General features: G+C 45.3%; 17 protein-coding genes. All 17 read right to left on the reverse strand.

Features of this window, described 5'->3' with window-relative positions:
- Positions 1-75: 75 nt before the first annotated feature.
- The 17 genes from BFJ94_RS17270 to BFJ94_RS17350 all read right to left on the reverse strand — a co-directional run bounded on the left by BFJ94_RS17270 (position 76) and on the right by BFJ94_RS17350 (position 25,061).
- On the reverse strand, positions 76-2,598 hold the full coding sequence (locus tag BFJ94_RS17270; protein WP_120463769.1) for a hypothetical protein: 2,523 nt from the start codon (positions 2,596-2,598) through the stop codon (positions 76-78).
- A gap of 115 nt (positions 2,599-2,713) precedes the next feature.
- Positions 2,714-5,719 carry an Ig-like domain-containing domain gene (locus tag BFJ94_RS17275; RefSeq protein ID WP_120463770.1) on the reverse strand — a complete coding sequence of 1,002 codons (3,006 nt, stop codon included), beginning with the start codon at positions 5,717-5,719 and terminating at the stop codon, positions 2,714-2,716.
- Between the two features lie 514 nt (positions 5,720-6,233).
- On the reverse strand, positions 6,234-6,575 hold the full coding sequence (locus tag BFJ94_RS17280) for a hypothetical protein (protein WP_120463771.1): 342 nt from the start codon (positions 6,573-6,575) through the stop codon (positions 6,234-6,236).
- Positions 6,576-6,741: 166 nt separating this feature from the next.
- Complete coding sequence (locus BFJ94_RS17285; protein WP_162944316.1) at positions 6,742-10,722, reverse strand: S-layer homology domain-containing protein; 3,981 nt, start codon at positions 10,720-10,722, stop codon at positions 6,742-6,744.
- A gap of 214 nt (positions 10,723-10,936) precedes the next feature.
- Positions 10,937-11,491: a hypothetical protein gene (locus BFJ94_RS25880; RefSeq protein WP_229716935.1), complete on the reverse strand. Its 555-nt coding sequence runs from the start codon at positions 11,489-11,491 to the stop codon at positions 10,937-10,939.
- A 559-nt stretch (positions 11,492-12,050) separates the two neighbouring features.
- Positions 12,051-13,172, reverse strand: coding sequence for a glycosyltransferase family 4 protein (locus BFJ94_RS17295; RefSeq protein WP_120463773.1), 1,122 nt, complete (start codon positions 13,170-13,172; stop codon positions 12,051-12,053).
- Positions 13,173-13,281: 109 nt separating this feature from the next.
- Positions 13,282-14,046 (reverse strand): WecB/TagA/CpsF family glycosyltransferase, encoded by a 765-nt coding sequence (locus BFJ94_RS17300; protein WP_120463774.1) that lies wholly within the window; start codon positions 14,044-14,046, stop codon positions 13,282-13,284.
- Between the two features lie 7 nt (positions 14,047-14,053).
- Positions 14,054-15,235: a polysaccharide pyruvyl transferase CsaB gene (csaB, locus tag BFJ94_RS17305; RefSeq protein WP_120463775.1), complete on the reverse strand. Its 1,182-nt coding sequence runs from the start codon at positions 15,233-15,235 to the stop codon at positions 14,054-14,056.
- A complete protein-coding gene (locus BFJ94_RS17310) occupies positions 15,208-17,226 on the reverse strand; it encodes a DUF5693 family protein (protein ID WP_120463776.1) in 2,019 nt (672 codons plus the stop codon). Before BFJ94_RS17310 ends, csaB begins: the two co-directional genes overlap by 28 nt.
- A gap of 437 nt (positions 17,227-17,663) precedes the next feature.
- The gene (locus tag BFJ94_RS17315; protein WP_120463777.1) at positions 17,664-19,382 is read right to left on the reverse strand and encodes a phospho-sugar mutase; all 1,719 of its coding nucleotides are present in this window, start codon (positions 19,380-19,382) and stop codon (positions 17,664-17,666) included.
- Positions 19,383-19,481: 99 nt separating this feature from the next.
- Positions 19,482-19,904 (reverse strand): 3-hydroxyacyl-ACP dehydratase FabZ, encoded by a 423-nt coding sequence (gene fabZ / locus BFJ94_RS17320; protein WP_120463778.1) that lies wholly within the window; start codon positions 19,902-19,904, stop codon positions 19,482-19,484.
- A 307-nt stretch (positions 19,905-20,211) separates the two neighbouring features.
- Positions 20,212-20,418: a DNA-directed RNA polymerase subunit beta gene (locus BFJ94_RS17325; RefSeq protein ID WP_120463779.1), complete on the reverse strand. Its 207-nt coding sequence runs from the start codon at positions 20,416-20,418 to the stop codon at positions 20,212-20,214.
- Positions 20,419-20,430: 12 nt separating this feature from the next.
- Positions 20,431-21,255, reverse strand: a complete 825-nt coding sequence (locus BFJ94_RS17330; RefSeq protein WP_120463780.1) for a flagellar hook-basal body protein — start codon at positions 21,253-21,255, stop codon at positions 20,431-20,433.
- A gap of 83 nt (positions 21,256-21,338) precedes the next feature.
- Complete coding sequence (locus tag BFJ94_RS17335) at positions 21,339-22,235, reverse strand: flagellar hook-basal body protein (protein WP_120463781.1); 897 nt, start codon at positions 22,233-22,235, stop codon at positions 21,339-21,341.
- A 104-nt stretch (positions 22,236-22,339) separates the two neighbouring features.
- Positions 22,340-23,338, reverse strand: a complete 999-nt coding sequence (locus BFJ94_RS17340; RefSeq protein WP_120463782.1) for a rod shape-determining protein — start codon at positions 23,336-23,338, stop codon at positions 22,340-22,342.
- A gap of 424 nt (positions 23,339-23,762) precedes the next feature.
- Positions 23,763-24,047 carry a sporulation transcriptional regulator SpoIIID gene (gene spoIIID / locus BFJ94_RS17345; RefSeq protein WP_120463783.1) on the reverse strand — a complete coding sequence of 95 codons (285 nt, stop codon included), beginning with the start codon at positions 24,045-24,047 and terminating at the stop codon, positions 23,763-23,765.
- 267 nt (positions 24,048-24,314) lie between these two features.
- On the reverse strand, positions 24,315-25,061 hold the full coding sequence (locus BFJ94_RS17350) for a M23 family metallopeptidase (protein ID WP_120463784.1): 747 nt from the start codon (positions 25,059-25,061) through the stop codon (positions 24,315-24,317).
- Between the last annotated feature and the right edge of the window lie 419 nt (positions 25,062-25,480).

Consider the following 25,480-nt stretch of genomic DNA (forward strand, 5'->3'; position numbering starts at 1 on the left):
TATTAATGATATTCGTTTTAATAGACTGGAACAAGCAAAAATCCCCGGGGTGGGGATTTTTGCTTAGGTAATTTGTTAATCAACAGATTTATAATAATAATTAAATCCTTGTGTTCCAAGCAATAGTTTTTGGCCTTGGAATACATCATAAATATTAAGTTTGTAACTGCCAATCTTTCGGTCTTGGAATACAGCATCTTCAAAATTGAAGCCAGCGCTGCCTCCATTCATCAATTTCAAATCAGTCTCGGGTGAGAATTCTTTTTCAAAAGTGCGACCGGTGGAATCGACGACTTCGAACAAGTACTTATGTCCAAACTCTCCTATATTATAATCCATATCCCGTTTCTGATTATATTCAAAATTCAGGTTCACTGAAGTTGATCCACTTAAAGTAGCTTTTACATTTTTTATTGTCAACGTATAAGGGAAAAGATCCAAATCAGATAAGTTACCTCTCTTGTTAGGTCCATTAATCCCCAACTCCAATGTAGCGGCATTAATATATCCCGTTGGTACTTCCTTGACTGCAGTTAGTTTATTATCAGTGATACCTTCCCCGATAATCAATTTCATTTCATTTGTGTTGATCTTCTTAGGAATCTTTGCCCACAAAGTAACAACACTCTTTTCTTCCGGTCCTGCAGATGTTTCAATCTGACTTACAGAAGCTTTATAAGTTTGGCCTCCAGAAGCTTGATAGGATCCAGCAAATTGTGAAAGATCAACTTGATGATCCTCTTTATTTGTTACCTCAAGGTCTGTATAAATCAGATCCGAACCAGCACCATTATATACGAAAGAACGAAGTACTCTAATTCCTTCTTTACGTCCCTCAGTATCAATAGAATAGATTTCACCACTTGCAATTGTAGTTAATTCTGGAGCCGCCCCTACATGGCTGAATTGCATCCATTCCGAAGTATTATTTTCTCCTATCTTCTGCATCAAAGAAACCTGGATTTGACTAAAGCTAAGATAACTTGGAACTTTGGAAACTACATATACATCTGTCGACATATTACCACCTAATAAACTAGCACCCTGGGTAGTGATCAGTTTAGAATCCGATGTCAACTTAGCTTGGTCAACTTTAAGTTGACCAGTCAATTCGGGAAGTAACAACGTTTTATAGCTGGGATTATAAATTGTAATCCTTGCAGCGACTAGATCACCGTCGCTCCAAGGCAATCTTTGTAAGGATGAAAGTGTAAATCCTACAAGTCCTTGAGTAGTCTGTACAAATTGTTTTTGACCAATCATATTTTGCATCGATTGAATTTCCGGCATTGCAAAGACACCTACAGGATAGCTGAAATTATCTTTGGCATCCTCTGCAGGGGGTAGATTCATAAATAATTGTGGATCAGCAGCACTGACATTGGCAGGAATAGTTGCATTTAGCATTATAGTTTTCTCTTCTAGAGGCTGTAATGTTATATTCTCCATAACTTGCGAATCTATTGGTAGACGATAACCATCAGAAGTCTGCAAATCAAATTGATACTTAGGTAACTTTACTGTCGTTCCACTTGTGTTCCTTAAGACAAGATGCATTGAGAGATTATGTTCATCAAAACTTTGCAACATAGTTGCTCCATTTATACGGACAGCTATCTTTCCATTGCCTAGAGAAATATACTTGTCCGTATTTGCCTCAACCGCCAGCGATTTATTGGCTACGTTAGGTAACTGCATCGTAGCAATCGGTAAACTAAGCTTAGAAGTCTCGTCGTCCTGAACCAATTGAATTTCCATTTTGTTTAATTTAATACTCTTCGGAATTTGAGTCATTAAATTCAATGTTTTATTATCCTGCGGTTGTATTTTGTAATCTGTGCTTGTTGGATCCGCAGTCAATGGATAGCTTGCACCATTGGCTGTCTTGACAACAAACTTAACCTTCGGATCTTCAAATATTTTGTAACCAACGTTCTGCAAATTCAAGCCAATGCTAACATAGTTATAATCACCAGAAGCAAATGCAGCCACCTGATTCACTTTTGTTTTAATCGGTGTATCGAATACTTTTAAAGTTTTTGCCTGATTCGCCGGTGTAGAAGTCAAATAACTCGCAGGAATCTTAAATTGCCCTTTTAAACTTTCATAACCAGCCTGGTTGAAATCCCACTTTATGACTTGGAATACAAGGTCGCTAATTTTGGTGTTTTTACCAACCTTAGCCACAAACGTTAATGTTGTTGAGGATCCAGCAGATAGTTTTTTCTTATCCTTATCTTTTGTCATTAATGTGGCACTGTATTTAGTTCCATTAGCGGTTTTCACTTTAGACCAATAGTCTAATAAATCTAGAGTTTTTCCATCCCCATTTTTGATAGTCAATGTATAAGTAAGAATACTCTCCTCATCTAGGGTTAGAATATTTACATCTGTTAAAGCTGCTGTACTCTTAGCAGATATATTTACGGGTTTGAGATTAGCTAAGGTATGTACCGTCGTGGTGCTCTGTTTTGTTGTCGACTTTGTCGTTGATTTCGTCGTCTTAGTCCCCGCCGCCATCGCTCCATGTGAGCTTGTCAATAGCATTGTAATCCCAAGCGTAGCCGCAAGTGCCGAAACTTTCTTCTTTTTCAACATACTTCCTCCTATACAGTAATGTCCTTATAGAATTAAACGTATCAGGATGAAAAATGTTTCGAAAAACAAAAAAGAAAGAGGGCAAATGCCCTCTTTCTCTGAAAGCTGCAAGATATTAGTTATTATTTGCAACTCTACCGTTTGTTTCCTTTTCAAACGATGCTACTTCATTTTTCGCAATAGATGTATCTGTCAGATACTTAGATCCAAGGAATTTCACAGTATAGCTAGTGTCTTCTTTTCTGCCAGCATCGCTAAGTACGATTGTAACAGATTCAGGATTCACTTGAACTGTGTAATCAATACCTGCAACTAATTTCTTACCATCGAAATAACGAGTAATTTCGAAGTCTTTTGCAAGTAATGTTACATTTGCTGCTGGATCCAATTGGATAGCTTCTGTAAACTTAGCTTCAAGATTATTACCATTAACTGCAACGTTGTCACCAACAAACTCTGGTTTTACTTTATCCAGAACGTCAGTTTCACCAGTAGCTCCAACTCTTCCAGCAAGGGTAGTCAATTGATCAAAGTATACTTTCACTTTTAAATTAGCAGCACTAGTAGTGTTCAATTCTTTATCACCAAAGTTCAATTTCACTTTAGATGTTCCGTTCACTTCGATGTTATCTACGGTATAAACAGCGCCCGTTACTGTATTCGTAACCTCAAATGCAGATTTAGAACCAGATGTTACTCCAGCAGACAGTTTCACTTCGAGAGTGTGTTTATCAACTAATGCAGCTTTGTGAGTATTGGAAATTTCCTTGTCATATACAGCCAGTTCCAATCCTTTATCCTCTGCTAAAGAAATTTTGTAATCTGGAGAATTTGTAGTAAATTCCTTCAACAGGTTACCAGCTTCATCCTTAACACCAAGGATTTGCAATTGAGAAACTCGTTTAGCATCGGAGCTTTGTGCGCCCATTGCGTACTCTTCAGAGAATTTAAATGCAACAGCATTGCTGTCATTGAAGATCGAAATATCAGCAATTGCACTTGTCAATGGTTTAAGAGTATCGCCTACTTGAACATAGTAGTTGGAATAATCAGCCAATGTAGCAGGATCCATCTTCTTGCTGAAACCAACAATTACAGTTCTGTCTCTTTGGTTAATAAGTTTGTAATCAATAGCTGGAGATTTAGTGTCAGCTACATCAATACTTCCACTATAATCAAGCATTGTGTTTTGAAGGCGAGTGGAATCCTTAACATTTTTTACAGTCAAAGTATTTCCACCAACAGACATTTCGGAATAAAGTTCAAGAGTTACAACTTTTCCATTCAATACTGCACTCTTAACTGGAAGTACTTTGTTATCTTTATTAGTTACAGTGTAGTTGCCCTTAGTTTCAGCCGATTTACTTTCAAGTGATTTAGAGAAAGTAATCTTAACTGTCTTATTTCCATCAGAAACTGCTTTCTTAACTTCTGGGCGAGTGGTATCAATCTCAGGATTTACAATAACAGAACTATCCTTAGCAATTTCATTGCCACTGTAATCTTTTACGCCTTCAACATAAACTGGAATAGCACCAGTTGGCAAGGATTCAGTGTCTTTGAAAGTAAATTTGATCTTGTTATCTGCAATTACTTCGAAAGTATTAGCTTTCTTCTTGTCGCTACCGGATTTCCAATATACATTTGCAGCTTTAACAGTATCAGTATCTACTTCTTCGGAGAATGTAATTGTTACAGTTTCCAAAGTTGCAGAAGCTTCTGTAATTGTAGGAGCATCTTTATCTTCCACTACAGTAAATTCATGAGTGGTATTCAAAGATTTGAAACCTGCATAATCATAAACTCCGCCAATTACCAATTTGTGGTCGCCCACTGCAAGAGCACTAGTATTGTATGGAGTCAAAATTACAGTTCTTAAAGTAGGTTGTTTAACATTGCCAAAGTAGTTCTTGCCATCGAGTTCAAAGCTGGATTGAGCTGGCAATTGAACTGGTTCACTAAATACGATTTTAACGGATTTTGTTCCAAGAGATTTCACTTCGCTTACTTCAGGAAGTTGGTTATCAACAGTGTAGAATTCAACTTCTTTAGCGCTGATTACCGAATCTCCAGCTTTAATATTGGAAACAGTAAGGAAGTCCGCTTTATTGTTAGTAAGCGTACCATTCAGTGTCAATGTAACTGTCTTTTCGTCATCTGACAATACAGCCTTGCTGATTGCCTTACCAGATTTCAAAGAATAGTTAGCTACATCTTCGGCAGTTTCTTTGTCAACTTTACCATCAAAGGCTACTACAGCCTCTTTCAAGTTAGAAGCAGAGACTTTTTCAACTTTAGTTGCAGTAGTCACTACCCAAGTAACAGTGTATTTCAACACTTTACCATCTTTAGTAGTGTACTCGAGCTCAGTTGCTTTGTTAGCTTCAAGAGCTTTTTCCAAAGTTACGTCAACAACTTCGCCATTGGACAAAGTCAATTTAACGTGAGTAGCATCGATAGCTTCAGCTTTCGTTACTTTGAATTGTGCATCTTGGTAGATTGCATATGCAGCAACGATTGCTTGGGAACGGCTAGCGTTAGCTTGGTAGTTGATACCAGCATCGATGTATCCGCCCTTAACAGCTGCTTCTACGAAACCTTTAGCCCATTCGGAAGCTGTGTTGTTAGCGTCAGCTGGAACTTCAAGTTTCAGTGCGCGAACGAGAACTGCTGCCAATTCTTGAACGGAAAGGTTGCCGCTTGGATCGAACAATTTCTTCTCAGCGTTCTTACCTTCCATGATTCCTGCTTGAGTTACAGCTTCAATGTAAGTACGTGCCCAGTGCTTAGCATAGTTCTTATCGTTGTAAGAAGTAGCTTCTACTGGAGTAAGATCAGTTGCTTTAGTGATGATCTTAGCCAATTCAGCACGAGTCAGGCTTCTGTCCAAGTGGGACTGTCCATCTGGGAAACCTTCTACGATACCAGCGTCTTTCAATGCGTTAAATTGTTGCTCTGGTGTCAACTTAGCGTCAGCACCGAATGCTACAGTAGCAAACATGGAGAATGCCATTGCTGTAGACAAAGCTACGGATAAAATTTTCTTCATAACCTTTTTTTCTCCTCCTTGATTAACTATCACATAAGAGTTTTCTTTAAATGAATAGCTCTTGTTACTCATTAGCCATTGCACCCCCTTTCCAGAGTCTGAGCAGGATTCCTATAAATTAGGTCTGCGACAGGGTCACAGAAACTTATAAACTATTGAGCAAGTTAATAGAATGTACAAATAGACTAGGTTCCTAATCCTAACTTAACATTATACAATGAGTCCCAGGTGGCGTAAAGTTAATTTTTCTAAAAGATAGACAAGTTTCCCCATGAGGAACATGATGGAATGTCTAAATTTGGTCCTCATCGTCATGCTCACCATCTTAAACGCAGCAGGATCGAAAAAGTTGCGCCTATTTCAAAAAAAATTTCAGGATTGTTACCTTTTCTAGTCTTCCCCTGCATTTCATCATTTTGTCATGTGTTCCTGCTGACGGAAATTAGTATAACACCCCTGAATATCCCAAGTCACTCGCAAGTTTTTCCAGCTCAATATTTCTAATATATGTACAGGAAGCACAAATAAGACGTCCAATTCGGACGCCTTATAGGCTGAATAAACCACATACGATTGCAATTTATTATTATCTTACTCTCATCGCTAATTGAATAATCCGCTTACGCATCTTAGGATCAGAGTTCAATTTGGCATACATATCATCAATCGCTTGCTTGTTATCCTTATATTCCTTCTCATGCTTCATTGTATTATGTGACCAATCGATCAATTCATTCTCCGCATTACGCAGATCATTGAACGCTTCATGGAAGCCAGTCTCTACTACAAGGCCTTCCATAATCTCTTGAGTAACCTCTTGTTCCTTAGCGATCTCTTCAATTCTCTTCTCCAATACCTTGGATCTATCCTCAAACTTTCTCTTTGCCTGCGAATATCCTAGCTGCGGCTTCGACATTATCGGTTTCATCTGTTCAAATTCACCCTTTTTGCAAAAATGTACTTCTCAATATTTTACTCTATCTTTCTTACTCTGCCTATTGTAACTTAATCTCCAGCAAATTACAAAATGATGTAATTGGAAATAAATATCCCCTTGCCGCATACCGCTGAAGGCAAGGGGATGATTTTCGCTACTAGCTAAAATTCTTCGGGAAGATATTCGTCGTCTTCTTAAACAGCTCTACAACGATCTTACCTGCCTCAGCCCGAGTCATATTGCTATCCGGATTGAAGTTATAGGAAGGCTTCTTAGCCCCTGGCAAGGTCACTGGGGTACCGCTCATGATCTTAGCCTTGGTCACGGCCGAAATCGATGGCAGAGCGTAATAATCCATCTTGCCGGAATCAAGGAATGATTTCGCCAAATTATCCTTCAGCTTCTGATCATTCGCTGGCAATTTCAATGACTTCATCGCTCTGGAGATCATTACAGCTGCATCCTGCCGAGTAATAGGCATATTCGGCGAGAAGAATCCCTCCGTGCGACCAGTGATGATACCGGCTCTAGCTGCCGTCTCAAGATGCTCGAAATCCCAAGTTGACGTTTTGGAACCATATGGCACGTCGAAGAAGGTTTGCTGATTCTCATCGGCGTTAATAGGTATGTTCAGACCCTTGACCAGTAATGTTGCGAACTCGCCGCGTGTCGTCTGATCATCAGCACCGAAGGCATCAGCACGCAACGCCTCCATAATTCCTTTGGAATAGAGACCATTTAGAATATTTCTCGCCCAAGGATGGTTCGTAATATCACTGTAACCCCGGTTAAGCTTCATTACCGTATAATAACCAAATTCATCAAATGGTACTGTAATCGTATGTTTGCTGGAGTTAACCGACCCAGGGACTCTCTCCCATCTGCCAAAGCCCCCCGCATCAACATATCTAAATACAGTAACTAAGGTACCAGCTTGGTCCACGACATTCGGATCATAGCTCAGTGTCAATGTTCCGCGTTGAGAAGGAACTATCTTGCGTTCGTTCTCGAAAGCTGTGAAGAAGCCTTCAGTTGAATAAGGGGCCAGACCATTCGTCGAGGCCTTATAACCAATATTCCCTTTATCACCTAACTCGCCAACCCCACCGCTAATCCAGTAAATCTGAGAAATGCGTGTAAAGTTAGAGGTGTCGACCGTAGAGTTAAAACGGCTGATATAGGTGTCCGGGATAATGATATTGTTAATACCATCATTCTTGTTGATAAAGCCGCCGTAGTCATTGCGGCGTTCAACAACGCCGTCCTTCGGATCGGCAATACCGAATAGAATCTTATTATCAGGATAGAACTTCGTCACCCGATTGCTGTTCATATTGGCCGATTGAAGCACCGTCCCTTTCGGGAAGCTAAGCTCTAACGATTTATTGAAAATACTATATTTATTAGAGACCTTCTCAGCCATAAATTGAGAATCAATTTCTACAGTACCTGTATAGAAAACCTCGATCGTGTCATTAATCGTTGCATCACCGCGGACGATTTGAATCTTGATTTTCGTTGCCTTGTTCGGTTTTAAACCAACATAATCATAAGTGAATCGATCCTTCATTTCCGGCTCTGGCCGACGGGTTGCCTCACCCTTGTCGATAACAACCTTGGTAGCTCCCTCAGCCTCAATATCAAAGCGGATGAAGTTCTTATTCACCACATATTTATCGCCCACTGTTGGTTGAGGTGCAAGCAAACGATATGGTGCCAGCTCACGTGTAATTTCTAGACGTTGATTAGTACGAGCACCTGTCGAATTCACCAATTCCAGATTGTATACATGCGTACCCGGAGATTCAAATTTGAAATTACGAATCCGCAGAATAAAATCATTCTCATTACCCGTTAGGTCATAATTATATCCTTGGTAAGTGGCGATTTCATGCTTCGTTTCGATATCGAGTGGGACGGTGAATATTTTATCTGAGCCAAAATACAAGTTTACATATCTTGCCCCGCCGCCGCGAATAACTAGATCATATTCTTGTTCACTCGTCGTATATTTATCGTCCTTGAACGTAAACTCTGCAGGATGCTCAAAGATCTTGGCGATCATTTCTTTGACTAATTCTTTAACATCTGTATCTGGGGACTCAAATTGCTCCTTGGTCGGGAATGGCGCGCGCGACTTCCCTGTTGCAGGAACCTTGGCTGGATGGAACTGACTAATATTCGAGATATTCTCATCTACAATATAAATTCTAAGTTCCTTACGAACCTCACGTTTATTACCCGCGTTATCCATAGAAGTACCGGTAAATACGATTGAGTTCTCTCCGTATACAAGCGGCCCCTCTGGTTTGATGAATAAGGTCAGGCTGAACTTAGTCTGCTTGGGATTGGCAGTAAGATCGACATCCAATTTGATGTCAGTCCCATCAATCCCGTCTTTCAAGTTCTCACCAGAAATCCCATTAATGAAATATTGAGAATTCGTTAAATTCTCAAAACCGATATATTCACCGGTAATATTCATTTCGTTGGCAGCCAATTTCGAATTAAAAGTATAGGTTTGTCCATCAAACAGATTACTAATATAAATATAGTTCTTGGATACATAGGAAATCTTCACAGTGACAGGTGAAGAATTATCATATTTAAATCTGACTTGCTGCTCACCGTTGGAGAAGCCGGTTATTTTATATATCCAGGTATTTGTCATACCTTCCACTTCAGACATTCTAGTAATGTTGAGCGTCTTCGTTCCTAACGGTAGGTACTCACCGGTAAGTGACCCGTCCGGTGTGCCACTTGTCTTCACCATAATATAAAAATCGCCGTTGCTTACTTGCGCACCATCAAGCTTAGTTTGGCTGACATTATCCAGTTTCCCACCATACGAATCTTTGTAATCCGGGAGATACTTCATGTCGGTAATCAATACTTGACCGGAAAGGTACTGGAAAGTCGGCGTATAAGAAGCCGTAAAGTTCCATGCCGAACCGTTCGCTCCATAATTCACGATTACTCGTGGCGATTGAGTCGTCTTCACCGCCCCATTCTCAGTCTCCAGATTAAAAGCACTTGTTCTGAAGGTTACAAGGCGATAGGATGGATTACCACCCGAACCGGTGATTACAACTTCGCTTCCCGCCTTAGGATTGAAACTTCCCGAATCACTATATAGGTTGGAGTCAAGGATTTCGGCAATCGTTACATCTTGGCCACCTACTGTGATCTTTGAATCGGCTACAAAGTCTTTGTCACTTGCTGTAAATGGCAACAGAACTTGAACAATCATTTGCGCCTGTGTTAATCCAGTAGTCGTCAACGATGGTCTATTCTCGAATACTTTGTATTCTTGATTTCCATCCATGACATACATATCTGTAAAAGGATCAGACTGTTTGAAGTAGTATACGTCCCGGGTGATTGTTATTGAGTCAGACGCATTCGTGAATACGATCTTCAGCTTGTTCAAGCCCGGTACCAGATTCAGAGGCGGTGTCGCCAATTGATTGTTATAAATCTCGGTGGATAACGGCGCGCCTCCATTAACAGATACAGTAGCTTTCGTTGTATTATGAACTTCACCCAGTAACGAAATCGGCGAATTCTCCACTACAACTCTTGTGCCTTCGTTCAAGTTCACATCAGACAGCAGACCGCCGCCGGAAATAACGAGCTTAGATACAAAAGGAATCTTGTCATACAGAACATAGAAAGATTCAGAACCTTCCAAGTTCCCAATCGTGCCTGTAAAAGTAATCCGGTTCAGGCCAGGGAACAAAGTCAGGTTCGATGCTACAAAGCGGCTCTCTGGCGTATTGGAGTCCTTTTGAACCGTCCCAGGTGCAGAATGGACCTTATCGGTTATCCAAGATTTCTTCGCTGCGTCCCAAGTGAAGAGGTCTACCTGAGCTCTTAGCGTATCTCCAGAAACTTTAGAATAAGTCCCGCTAATAGAAATCGTCGGGTTATTGGTAATGTAAACCTCATCCCGCAAATTTTCCTTCGTTAAATCAAGATTAGATGTCTTGCGGATATCGAGGATATCCGGGCTAAAGTATGTCGTAGATGTTAAATCATTACCTGCGGCCATCGCTTGCTGCGTAAGCCCTGCCGGAAACAGGGAGCCTACCAATACCATGAGCAGAAGCCACACGATTGATTTCTTGATGCGTTGCATGTGTTTATCTCTCCTTTTTGAATGGTCTGGTGATTCCCGCATTTCCATGTCGGAAACCGTCCAAAAAATCGGCACTTATTTTTGTTATCGGACAAAAGGTGACAATCTTTTAGAATAACGGCAAAATCCATTTCTTAAATATATGTACAGCAAAAAAGCCCAACCTAATAAAGGCAGGCTTAACAGGACCATCGTGTTGCAAACGGGATTATTATTAATCAGAGACTGCTACCTTATCTCGGGCAGCTATTTTATCGCGCTCTGCGAAAAATTTGACTCTCCACAAATCTGAAATATCTGCCTCCTGCTCAATGGAGCGAAGTGACAGCTTCTCCAGGACTCTCTCGTGGTGTTCTTGACCTTCTTTAACCTGGGCAAACTCGCCACGCAGATTGTGAACATCCATGCTTAAGGCATCCAGCTTAGCATCGGTCTCTTCCTGACGATCCCGGATGGCCCGGACAATCGCATTCGTCTCACTCAGCTGTGATTGCATCAGGGTTTGTGTCTCTTTCACTGCTTCCAACTCAGACCTTAACGACTGTGTATCTGACTTTACTGCCCCTAATTCTGACTTTACTGACCCTAATTCTGACTTTACTGATTCTAATTCCGATTTTACTGATCCTAATTCTGACTTTACTGATCCTAATTCCGATTTTACTGATCCTAACTCCAACTTTACCGTTCCTATATCCGATCTCATCGCCTGCTGCTCAGTTTCAATTCTGTCCAGCTTATGTAGAATCTGCAGAAGTACCTCACTCATAGAAAGAACCTCCTTTTGCCCTATTATCATGGATCATGCCCCTAGTATAGCCGATTCGCCCCTTACTGTACATGCCAACAACAAATGTAATTTAATGGTCGAGAATGATCGTATTTACAGCCCAATGTAGGGGTTGTAGAAGTGACGTAGGATGAAGTATAGTCGCACACTAGAAAGCCTGCAAATATGCAGGAATTTCACCAACATCGCGATTCAAAATGATAAATTCCTGCGATAATGCAGGTATTCTCTCCACATCTGCTCGATTTTAGAGGAAAGGGCTAAAAAGCCTGCATTTATGCAGTTTTGGAGTTCGCAGGGGAGGGATGGGGAGATACTAAGCAACGCTAAATAAGGTACCTAATAATGATTAGGCCATCTATACCGCCACACTTCAATGAAGAACTGAATAGAATAGATGTAACAAGGTCTTACCAGCACAAAAAACAACCCCCACAGCGCCAAAGCACCCTAGAGGTTGTCCCAATATACTTCTAAATAATTTATATAATTTCTGTAATCATGACTTACGTACGAAATTTCATGCTAACCAAGCGACTTACTTCGAACCGCGTTCCTCTCCGACCTTCATGCGCAGACGTGCCAGAAAATCCAGTACAGGCCGCTTCGTCTTGCCGATCAGGCCGATAACTTCGGCTCCGATTTGCAGGAAGAAGACCATCACGCAGATCACTACGAAGGTAACCCAGTTCGCGTTGTACACCGCTGCTGAGGATTGGATAACTGCAAGCACCCCGAAGAAAGCGGCGATCCCGTAAATAATCAGCACCGTCTGCCGGTGGCTGAATCCAAGCTCTCGCAAGCAATGGTGCAGATGCCCCTTATCTGGAGAGAAGATCGGTTTCTTCTGCATCCAGCGGCGAATGATCGCGAACATCGTGTCCGACAGCGGCACACCGATCAGAATCAGCGGCGTCAGGAAGGATACGATCGCGACTTGCTTAAACCCAAGCAAAGATAAGAGAGCCAGGCAGAAGCCAAGGAATAACGCACCCGAATCGCCCATGAAGATCTTGGCCGGGTGGAAATTGAAGTGCAGGAAGCCAAGAATACTGCCCAAGAGCAGCAGGCTCATGAGAGCAACGACCACATTGCCCATGATGAACGCCATCACGGCGATCGTAGCAATCGCAATACCGGAGACCCCGGCGGCAAGCCCATCCAGACCATCGATCAGATTGATCGCATTGGTTACCCCGACAATCCATAGAATTGTGAACGGAATTGCGATCCAACTCTCGATCGAAGCGTAAGTATGGAACGGTATATTCGCAAATTCCAGCCGCACATCGAATCCGAAGACCACAACGCAGGCTGTAGCAATTTGAACGACGAATTTCAACTTAGCCGGCAAATCAAAGCGGTCATCCAACGCCCCAAGCAGAACAGTCATCGTACCGCCAACCAGAAATGCCTTGATGAAATTTACTTCACGTGCTGAGAAAGAATCAGGTACAAACCATACGATCAGCAAAAAAGCAACTATAAAAGATAAATAAATGCCCAATCCACCGAGCCTCGGCATAATCTTCGTATGCACTTTACGTGCATTAGGCACGTCCACAGCCCCGACCTTAAATGCGAATTTCTTAACAAGCGGTGTCAGAGCCAGTGACAAACCGAGAGCGACGATAAACCCGATGGTATAGATCATCCACATGTGTATTAACCTCCAATTGTTCTGCCGGAATGATTATACTCTCTTTAAAAGGAATCTCCAACCCTGTATTTAAGCAATATTACGCTGTTTTTCGCAATAATTCAATTAATTATCTTATTTTGGTCAGGTTTTCTCCTTCGCGCATCACCCGAACTGTAAATTTCGGCAGCGCCAGCATCCGCGGTAAACGGGATGGCTGTTTCAATAGACGGTATAACCATTCAAGCCGAAGCTTCTGGAATACAAGCGGTGCCCGCTTGGTCTTGCCGGAGATGACATCAAAACTGCCGCCGACACCCATCATAATCGGCACTCCTAATTCCTGCTTATATTTGCCAATCCAGGGCTCTTGATTATCCGCCCCACGAGCGACGAATAACAGCTGCGGAGCGGCCTCCTTAATCACCTGAACCACTTCCTCATCCTGTTCCGGGCCAAAAAAACCATCTCGATATCCCGCGATAACCAAACCCGGATATTGCCTAGACAAGCGGCTCGACGTCTCCTCGATCACCTCTTGCGTTGATCCGAGCAGATAGGCCCTCCATTGCTTCTGTGCTCCAAGCAGCAGCAGCTCATGCATCAAATCGATCCCCGCTACACGTTCAGCAACCGGATCGCCACCCTTCTGCGCGGCCCAGACTACGCCACTGCCATCCGGTACAATCAATTCAGCGTTCTGCATCATCTGCTTGTATTCCGGACTTTCCAGGGCGGCCATAATCATAATTGGATTCGCTGTAATAATCTGATGTGGTGTTCCCGAAGAGACCGCCTTGGCTAAATAATCAACGGTATCCTTCATTCCCCATTTACATACTGGAATGCCGAACACCGAAACTGTCGGTACCTTCGGATTCTGTGTCATTGTCATCCTTGGTTCACCCCTTGCTCCGTAGTAATTCTACGATACGCTGCGCCGGCATACGAGCCGCATTCTTCAGCGTCCCGATCTTCGCCGTATGCGCTCTGCGCCAGGCTTCACCATCCACGAGCAGACGCTCTGCCTGCGAAGCAACGATCCGCGGATCGAGCTCCTCCGTCGTTCCGACGGGAACGCTGCCGATGCGACCGAGGAAATGATCGATCTTCGGATCATACGAGATGCCGAGCAGCGGAACCTCCAGCGAGGCCGCGTAGATCAGGCTGTGCAGCCGCATGCCTATAAGCAGGCTGCACTGGCTGACCTCCCGGAGCATATCCTGCGGATGCTCCGTCTCCGCCGCAATACTGACGGTGCTGCCGTTTTCTGCCACATTTCCCATCCTCTCGATGACGAAGCGCGACGCTTCGTCATCGCCTGGGAAATGAAAGGGCAGAAAACGGATATGCACCGGCTTGCGGCGGCTCAGCGAAGCCAGGCCTTCGGCCAGCTTCGCCAGTTCGGTCCGCGCTTCTGTCCAGAAGCGGACCGACACCCCCACTACCGGCACCCCATCGCCGGTAGTGCAATCCGCAGCAGACTCACCGCCCACCGGGCGCGAGTCTAACTGCGGATCGGCTGAAGCTGCCACCCCATCGACAGGCAGCTTCAGCCCCATCACCGGATCGGGGACAACCTGGATGTCCCCGCCCGGAATGCCCATGCTGCGCAGCAGCTCCGCCGACTCCGCGTCCCGCACGGAGATATAATCGCAGCGCCGGAACACCGAAGCGATAAATGGACGGAACAGCTTGCGATTAACCGGGCCTACGCCCTGCGCATATACAAAAGTCGGCTTCCGAAGCCATTGCGCCAGCTTGATCACGCCGAGATAATACGGGATCGACTTCCATCCCGTCGCATCCTGCAGCAGGCTGCCCCCGCCGCTAATCAAGCCGTCGCTATTCTTGATAGCGTTCCTTACTTCCGCAAATTTCATCCGATGTACGGCTTTTACTCCGTAGGTGCGACTAGTCCATTCTGGATCTATCGATAACACTACCGGATCAATCTGAACTTCATTGGCACGGCCTTCTTCTTCCAGAGCAGTAAGAATCGATTGCAGCACAGCTTCATCCCCACTGTTGCGAAAGCCATAATATCCCGATAAAACTATGGTTTGAGGAGACGCGGCGACCATTTATCCCAGCACCTTTCGATAATATGCCAAATTAGAATCGCGATTAAGCCAACAATCAAGCCGAGGCCCAACCCCAGCAAGCCGCGGATCAGCGATAACACCGCTGGAGTATGAATATGAGCGAATGTATCTACCATTGATAACTGTCCCATGACCGCGACCACCATCGCGTAGAGCGCCCAACGGTAACGGAACGCTGCAAATATCCCTACCAGGAACAGCGGATGCGCAAGCAAGAACTCTTTATTTCTCGGTCTGACACCAAAAGTATTCTCCAGCAGCGATCTGAACGCTGCCTCACCAGGCAGCAGCGACCCGGCATTCCCTGTACGGGACAGATAATAGAGCCCTACCGCACCCAGCACACCTATAACCAGAACCCACAGAAGCGTAATCCGCATTTGCAGCCAACGATTCAATTCCTTCCAGATGGACTCCCCCTGATACAGGAAGACATAAATAGTAATCAGCAGAATCGGTCCCAAATGCAGCAGGCTGACGCCGCGGAACTGATTCAGAACCAGACTGTAAGTAATGTTATTAAGCAATGCGATGACAAAAGGAACCGCCGCCAGCGAAATAACCGCTGTTTTGACGTATAGAACAATCGTATGCGACAATCTTTTGCCAACCGTAAGCCCTGTCCTTAAGCCACTTACCTCATTCACCTTGCGTATCGCCAACACCATCGCAATCGTCGGCGCGCTAATCGCTACGAACAAAGCAAGCGCCTGCTCCATCAACGTCGAATTCAGCACATACAGCCCAGCCGAACCGATCAGTCCGAGCACGAAAGCCGCCAGGGTAAGCGGAGCGATAAAATACGAAATCAACAAGGCGATCATCGCGATCCCGCCAAGGACGACCAGCGCCTTCAAATATTTCTGCCAGGAAGCATCATATACATGGAAGGCCTCTGCCTGTCCGAACTCGAAGCCGTTATTCTCAATACGCTTGATCGCATTTCCCGGCTCTTGAAGCGAATTGATCAGATTGTCAATCGGGTTCGTAATCGCCGCTTTCGCAGCATCTTTGGCTGGAGAAGCATTTAAATAGATCATTCGGATATTACGATCCTTAGTAGCTAGCGCAAAACGATCCGCCAAAGTGTCCGTAGACTGACTTGCTTCTGCATCCGTAAGCGAATGCAAGCGGGCCACATTATAATCTGTTAAATAGGCCAGCTTGTTCAGGCCCTTCTGAGGAGCCTTCAAATTCTCAATCGTAGCGATCCCGATCTTGTATTTATTAAGCAGTTCGGCAAAGCCCTGCAAGCTATTCAAGCTTGCATTGTCCTGAAATCCTTTGACAGCTTCACCTTCGAACAGAATACGATTCACACCATGATCGGCAAAATACTGCAATTCCTCATCCATCGCCGCTTGATCATACGGAATATTATCCGACATCCGCGGCAATATGTAGAAACCTCTCTCTTCCAACATCGAGAACGCCATTTTATCGATCGGCATCGGCTTCAACACAGCTTCATCCGGCGACATTTCGATCACTAATCCCGGACGTCCTTCATATTCCCAAGGCCCCACCGCAACATCATAGCCGTGAAAAGCTTCTTCGATCACAGGCCGAAGCTGCTTCTCATTCTCTTCACTCGTAAAAGCAATATAACTATAGTTGTGATTTGAGTTCACGATCGATTTATTGAGCTTGGCGATATCAGCCTCATTAAAGACCATAATCCGCCTTGTCTTCTGATATTCATCCAATGTACTCTCGAACAGAGCCATCGTCGTGACTCCGGCTTCCTTCAGCCTGTCCAACTGCTCATTCATATAAGCGGCCGGGTTCGCCTGATAATTAGATATTTCCACTAAACCACGATAATTAAATACAATTTCCACTTTATTCGCCGATGATTCCGTCTCCACCCGTTGATAAATTACAGGTATGGAGGCTACAATCCCGATCACTACCAAAATCCATAGCCATTTGCGGGAAGCCTGATTCCACCGCTGCCAACTTTGTACCACAAAGCTACCTCCTCAACAAAGAAAAAATACGATTTACACTTATCCTCTATCTTACAATCTAACCGCCCCATTAATCAAAATTGGAAATTAAATTCCAAGACGGAGCTGCTTGATAATAGGATAGAGCTGGCCGATTCCATCCTCTATAACACAATTGTTTACTATATACCAAAATTTAATTTATCGCATTAGCGAGAAACTGTAAAAATGCAAATGGCCCCCTCATAATAGTCGATTACCGCCACAAGCCTAGTCCAATAATACTGTAATTTAGCCGCTAAATATTATCAAATTGTCATTTTTTAAGTTACAGCTATTTTGCCCATGTACAGCATTTAAGTCGACTTTGAGTAAGTCGACTTAAATACGAGATGTATTTACTTTAAATAACGATTCCCTCGATCAAAAGGACTACAGCAATGTGAATTATGCCAGGCTTAGGCGTCTACGCGAGCCAATACTTCCGCTTGCAAACGGTTCAATCTGGCTTTGGCATCGTCATTCGACTCGCCGCATACTGCGAAATAGCATTTGATCTTCGGCTCTGTCCCGGATGGGCGCAGGCAGAACCATGAGCCATCCTCAAGCATGAATTTCAGTACATTTTCCTTAGGCAGACCGTCCAGACCGAGCGAATAGTCGAGCATTTCCTTCACTGGGGTGCCAGCGATTTGCTGCGGAGGATTGCTGCGGAAAGCATCCATAAGTGCGCTGATCTTGGCAACCCCGTCTTTCCCTTTCAATGTGCGTGATGCCAATGCTTCACGATAATATCCGAACTTGGCATACAGCTCCTCTAGCACATCGATCAATGTCTTGCCTTGCTGCTTATAATAAGCGGCCGCTTCACAGATCAAGGTCGAGGCAACCACCGCATCCTTATCGCGCGCATAATTGCCAGCCAAATATCCGTAGCTTTCCTCATAGCCGAACAGGTAAGTAAATTCGCCGGTCTCATCGAACTGATTCATTTTCTCACCGATATATTTAAATCCAGTCAGCGTATTGAACACGGTCGCGCCATAGTGACGGGCAATCGTCGCGCCCATCTCACTGGTGACGATCGTCTTCACCACTGCCCCATTATCCGGGAAGTTGCCTGCTTCCTTCATTTGGCTTAACACATAATGGACAAGAATCGCACCGGATTGGTTCCCGGTCAGAATCTCATATTCTCCGCTCGCCGAACGAACGACCGCACCCATCCGGTCCGCATCCGGGTCCGTGCCGATCAGAATGTCCGCTCCCACTTGCTTGCCAAGCTCAATCGCCATCGCGAACGCTTCGCGTTCCTCCGGATTCGGAGATTTAACGGTGCTGAAATTACCATCCGGCAATTCCTGCTCCTTCACGATATGAACCTGGGTGAAGCCCAGTTTGTCCAGCGCACGACGCACCGGAAGGTTCCCTGTCCCATGCAGCGGAGTATAGACCACGACCAGATCCTTGGCAGCCCCGGAAGTCATAAGCTCACGATTCACACTCGTTGCCGCAACCGTCTCGGCAAAGGCTTCATCCTCCGCTTCCCCAAGCCAGATGAGTAGTCCCTGCTGCTCTGCTTCTTCACGGCTAAGACGCTTGATCTCACCAAAAGAGGTTACTTCACGAATATTGGCAATCACCTGCTCGGCCTCATGCGGCACCAATTGCCCACCGAAGGCGTTATATACTTTATATCCGTTATATTCCGGCGGATTATGGCTCGCAGTAACCACAATCCCGCCAGTTGCCGCTTCCTCACGCACCGTGTAAGATAGCTGCGGCGTCGGACGAAGTGAAGGGAACAGCTTGGCTGCGATTCCATTGCCGGCAAGTACCAGAGCAGCCTCCAGAGCAAACTCAGGTGAGAAATGGCGACAGTCATGGGCAATGACCACAGAAGGACGGCCTTCTTGCCCCCCATGCGCCTGCAAAATATATTGAGCAAACCCCTGAGTAGCACGAGCGACCGTGTAACGATTCATCCGGTTACTACCCGCTCCGATGACCCCGCGTAATCCACCCGTCCCAAACTCCAGATCACGATAGAAGCGATCCTCCAATTCTGCCGGATTACTCTCAAGCTGCCGCAGCTCCTGCTTCGTAGCCTCATCGATGGCAGGGTCCTGGAGCCAGCTGTCCAGTTTTTGTCTCACATTCAAGCTAAGTTCAGCCATGATCACAAACTCCTCCTATACAATTCTAAGTCCATTCACCAAATCTAATGGATAGACAGGTCTCTCTACAGTAAAAAATCACACATTACAAACTGCTGCTTAAGATAAAGCGAACATAATAACGCCTTCAGCTACGACCTTGTCGTCAACCTTGGCTACGGCCTTCCCCTTACCGATCGAGCCCTTCAAGCGAATAATCTCCACCTCAAGGCGCAGCGTATCGCCAGGCACCACCTGACCACGAAAGCGGAATTCATCCAGTCCGGCCAGGAATCCGATCTTCCCGCGATTGCTCTCCAAGTGTAAAATAGCCACAGCCCCTACCTGAGCCAGTGCCTCAGTAATTAGCACGCCCGGCATAACCGGATATTCCGGGAAATGACCTGTAAAAAACGGTTCATTGACGGTCACATTCTTGATCCCGACAGCCCGTTTACCCTCCTCTAATTCTATGATCCGATCCACCAGCAGGAACGGCGGACGATGCGGAATAATCTCCTGAATTTGTTTAACATCCATCATATGTATTCTCCTTTCCAGATTTAAATTACTCGTATTTAGTATAAAAACAGCTAAACTCGATCACACTTTAATTATCCTTAAGCGTCTGCAGAAGCGAAAGGTTAAGATAAGGGGCTAATCTCATGTGGCGATAGCTGCATCAGATATAGCCCTTTCTCATTTTACTTATACCAAGCATATCGTACTTAACAGTTAACCTTTAGCTCTTAACTCTTAGTCCCCCATCATTATACATTCTCCTTATACAAAAAGAAAACTCCCGTCTCCGGGAGCTATCTCACTCAAAATATGGAAATTAAATGGTCTGCTAAGGAGCAAAGACCAAATCGAAGACATGACGCCAGGTGCTCCAGTCAAGTACATCGTGGATATCCTGCTTGCCAAGCACTACATATCCGGCGATTGCCCCGCCGATCAATGCAGCCGCCAGGAACAACAGAATCAACACGATCCGAAGCAGAACGCCCCACCATGGACGTTTCTTAACAACTTCCGGGTTATTCTTTTCTGCCATGAAGCTCTCCACCTACCCGCGTAAGTTATTAGCCAAATTCATCATGGTATCGCTCGAGGTCAAGGCACGGGCTGATAACTGATAAGCTCTTTGAACCTGCATCAATTCCGCCATTTCATTGGTCAAATTCACATTGGAGCCTTCCACGGCTCCCTGACGAATCCGGGCCTGCTGGTTCATCGGAAGTCCGAAAGTATCCGCCAGCACATCGTCCTCCTGAGCTCCAGGAGCCAACACGAATAAATTCCCGTCCCGCTTCTGAAGCGCATCCGCGCGCAGCGGCGTATATAGTTGAATCTGACCTGCATCTACAGCAGCGCCAGAGGCGGCGACCGCCGTAATATGTCCCTGCTCATCAATCTGCAGCTTGGAGTGGGCTGGAACGACAATCCGTTCCCCTTCTGTATTCAACAGATAATGGCCATCATTCGTAACAAGCCAAGCAGATTCCGCATCATTAGGGTCAGGCTGAACCATGAAGTTGCCCGCCCGGGTATAGGCCTTGGTATTCCCTGCCGTCATGACCGAGAACAGGGCGTTCCCCTCAATCGCCAAATCTGTCGGACGATCCGTCAGCTTGATAGGACCTTGTTCAAAATTAACCGCAGCCCCCACCATTGCCGAACCGAATCCGAGATTGAAGCCACTAGGCGAGACACGTCCGGGCAGCTTCATCCCTTGCGCCTGCTGTTGAACCCGGGTCAACGTATCTTCAAACACCGCTTCCTTGCGTTTATATCCAACCGTGTTGATATTGGCCATATTGTCAGCGAGCAGATCGAGACGCTGCTGAATGCCGCTCATGGATACCATGGCGCTGATCATGGAGTTGTTCATGTAGCACCTCCTATATTTAAGCCATTCACCATATACTAATAAAGGTTAATCAAATTGTCCACTTTTGATCACATACCAGAGTCTTATACCTTGCCAACCTCGTTCACTGCTTTGTCCAGAGTCTTGTCGTAGAATTGTACGATCTTCTGGTTAGATTCATAGGCCCGCTGTGCGGCCATCAGATCTACCATCGCTTGCGCGGGGTCCACATTGGATACCTCAAGACAGCCTTGGCGCACCTCTGCTCCCTCGCGATTCGTCAGTTGGCGGATATTAGCGTCCGCTCCAGATACTTCACGATATACGCCATTGCCATCCCGAACCAACTCCTGAGGACGATCCGCAACCGAGATGCCCAGATTGGCTACTACCTCGCGAGTACCTACTTCATTATAATAGTAGAGTCTCCCCACGCTGTCGCTCTGCAGAGCATCGAGGGATACCCCTGCGGGCAATACAACCGGATTGTGATTCATATCGAGCACCCGATATCCTTGAGAGGTTAACAACGCTCCGTCGGCATCCACCTTGAAGCTTCCGTCTCTTGTATAGCGAAGCTGATCATTATTGTCCATCACAGTGAAGAAGGCTTCCGGGCGGTAAAATACTTCACCATTATCATCCACATACCTACCTGATGCATCAAATGGAATCAATTCGCCTGTATTCGGATGGTTCAGGCCAATATTGGACAGAAGCGCGAAGTCCGACTTCTTGCCTGTCTCTTTCAAATCCCCTTGAACAAAGGAAGGCAGACTTTCCTCAGCGAATACCCCGGTAGCTAGCTTCCCGATCCTGCGACTGTTCCCGGACTGCTTGTCTCCAATAATCGAAACTAACATTTCCGGAAAAGTATGCGAGACCGAGCTTACCTGCTTGTACCCCGGAGTATTGATATTCGAAATATTCTGGGTAACCGTATCATGACGCCGCTGCTCGGTTATCATGCCCGATGCAGCCGTATATAATCCTCTTAACATGGACACGCCTCCAAATTCAAACTTTGCTGCTCCGGCTGTAGAGCACTCTTACGCCTTACGCCAGATCAACACCGATATTCACACATAATGAATATATCGGTCGATTAGAATCTTTTCTTAATGGCCTTGTCCAAATTATCGAGCATAATCCCCGTACCTTTAACTACGCAATGCATCGGATCTTCAGCAATCAATACGGGCACATGAAGCTCCTCGGCCAATAGCTCGTCCAATCCGTGCAGCAATGCGCCGCCGCCCGTCAGAATTACGCCGCGGTCGATAATATCCGCTGACAGCTCAGGTGGAGTACGTTCAAGCACCGATTTGGCCCCAGCTACGATCGTAGCGACCGAATCGAACAGCGCTTCCTGAATTTCCTTCGAAGTGACCGTGACCGTTAACGGCAATCCAGATACCATGTCTCTGCCGCGAATGTCCATCTCGGCGATGCGACCGGAAGGATGCACCGTCCCTACGCCAATCTTGATATCCTCTGCCGTACGCTCACCGATCAGGAGCTTGTACTTTCCTTTAATATATTTAATAATGGCGGAATCAAACTTGTCGCCGGCAATCTTGATAGACGAGGACGTAACGATATCCCCCATCGAGAGTACCGCTACATCCGTCGTCCCGCCGCCGATATCGACAACCATGTTACCGCTCGGTTCGAATATGTCCATACCTGCTCCGATCGCTGCGGCCTTCGGTTCCTGTTCCATGAACACTTCCTTGGCGCCGCTTCGCTCAGCAGCTTCACGAATCGATTTCTGCTCCACCGAAGTAATATTCGTCGGAGCGCAGATCAAAATCCGGGGATGGCTGTACCAGCTCTTGCCCCCCACACGATCGATGAAATACTTCATCATCGTCTCTGTAACTTCAAAGTCAGCAATTACGCCATCACGCAGAGGCCTGATCGCAACGATATTTCCTGGCGTACGTCCAACCATTCGTCTTGCGTCCTCACCTACGGCAAGTACACGCTTGGCGTCGTTATCAATGGCTACTACAGACGGTTCGTCAAGAACCACTCCTTTTCCTTTGACATGAATCAGTACATTCGCTGTACCCAAATCAATACCAATATCCTTGCTCATCATTACGATGCTCCCCCAAAGCGTTTTTTGTTGACATTTAAAGGGACGGTCTATATGCAACGAGACACCGTTCTCTAATGTCGGCGAACAATTTGTACAGTATAGACTGCCCAGGCTGGGAAGTCAGTTAGTCACAGCAATAAAATACAAGATCCGACAGAAATGACAGTGTATCCCCCTGCCGTGATCCTGTAGAGACCAACCTGACCCCCTGGCTCAGGGCAATCTGATATGCAAAACATGGCAAATTCGTCCCCATATTTCCTGGTGCAGTCAATCGACAGAACGGTGCCTAATTCCGTGAAAATTCGGGTCCAATGGATAAAAATCCACATTGTTATACCATATTTAAAAATACCATACTTTGGGGGAGGTGTTCAATGATAATCCTAAAGTCCCATTGCAATCGCCGCGGAATGCCTGTAAATCAACGTGCTGAGCCAATTACCTCCCGTTTGTTCTGACCTTTTTTCTTATACTTGATCTTAGTCGCCTCGCCTCCACGGAGATGTCTGATCGACTTATGGTATTCGAGAATGTGCTTCACCTGATCTGCTAAATCCGGATTGATCTCCGGCAGACGCTCAGTTAAATCCTTGTGCACCGTGCTTTTCGATACGCCGAATTCTTTCGCTATGGTCCGTACCGTATGCCGAGTTTCCACGATGCAGCGACCAATTTTAATCGTCCGTTCTTTGATGTAATCGTGCACGCTCCCGCCTCCCTACTCGAGATAGTTTGGTACATTATATGAGGGGCGTGCCCATATATTCTTTGTTTCCAAGCCTGACAAGCCTAAGCGAGACCAAATATTTTAAATAAGCCTGTAAAATAAACAAAAAAAAGGACCCCATCCCATCCACTCGATTATGGATTTGGGGTCTCTTCGTCTGAACTTGGGCCATTCTCCGTATCACTGAACTACCGAGCGAAATTATACGGACAAGCCACTATTCAAATATTCAGGACTCTCGAATTATTATTCGTCCTTAGGCAGGACATGCGCCGGATTCACCGGCTCGTCATTCTCATACACTGCGAAATGAACATGGTTGCCGAGATCCTTCTCCAACTCATTACGTCCAGATACGCCGAGCACATCGCCTTGCTTCACTTCAGCGTTCATCTCTACCTTCACATCGGACAGGCTCTCATACACCGTCTTCAAGTTGTTAGCATGTGTAATCTCTACGACATACCCGACTAACGGAGCTTCCTCAGCCCGCGTAACCTTACCGCTCATCGCTGCTTTGACTTCAAATGGCTGATCATCCTTGCGCGCCAGGTCAATCCCGGTATTCGCTCTGAACGTATCATTGTACTGAACGAGCGCCGCTTGGTGTTCCTCAGCACTTCCATCCTTATCATAGAACGGCTTGACGACGGAAACATCGGCTACATTAGCAACAGGCCACGCGAAATCTTCAGCGGAAGCGACGGTCTCAGCAGCTTGTTCATCCTGCTTCCCATCTGTTTTCCCCGCTGTTCCCTGACTGTCTTCAATAGATTGCGAGACACTGGCAGGGGCGTCCTTCGGCTTTTGGCTGGCATCCTGATAGACCCACACTAACGTTAGTATAATTGCCACTGCCGCCATGTAAATTGCTGGGAATACCCATCTTTTAGATAAAACTCTCTTCCACGTGGATACCGGTGCTACCGGCTCTCCCATTGTAATTTTAGGAGATTCCTCATGGTTCTTCTTTTTGTTATTTTGTTCACTCATTGCCTCATCACCTCAATAATCATTGTTACCGAGGCAAATGCTTTTATACTTGGCTATACTAATTTTTTTTGTAAAATAAGAGCCTTGCCAGATTTAGCTCTCAATTAGCTTTCAATCTACTGCTCTTCTACGGTCGCTGTGGCTCTCTCCGGCGGGCTTTGTAGCGCTCTATGGAACTCTTTATAGTTCTCTATGGCACTCTGCAACTCTCTATAGAAACTCTGTAGCGTTCTATAAAGCTCTTGTAACTCTCTGTAGCACTCTGTAGCTTCCCTTTATAGCCCTCTACAGCCCTAGCTCATCTCTCATAGCCTCACGCTTGCAAAAAAAGTATAGTATATAGGAAGCAACCTTTGTATTTGATCGTGTTATTGTACGATCTGGTAACGCGAGCGGCCATCTACTAGAAAAGCCTGCGA

This window comes from Paenibacillus aceti (assembly GCF_003614185.1).
In the GTDB taxonomy this organism is placed as follows: domain Bacteria; phylum Bacillota; class Bacilli; order Paenibacillales; family Paenibacillaceae; genus Fontibacillus; species Fontibacillus aceti.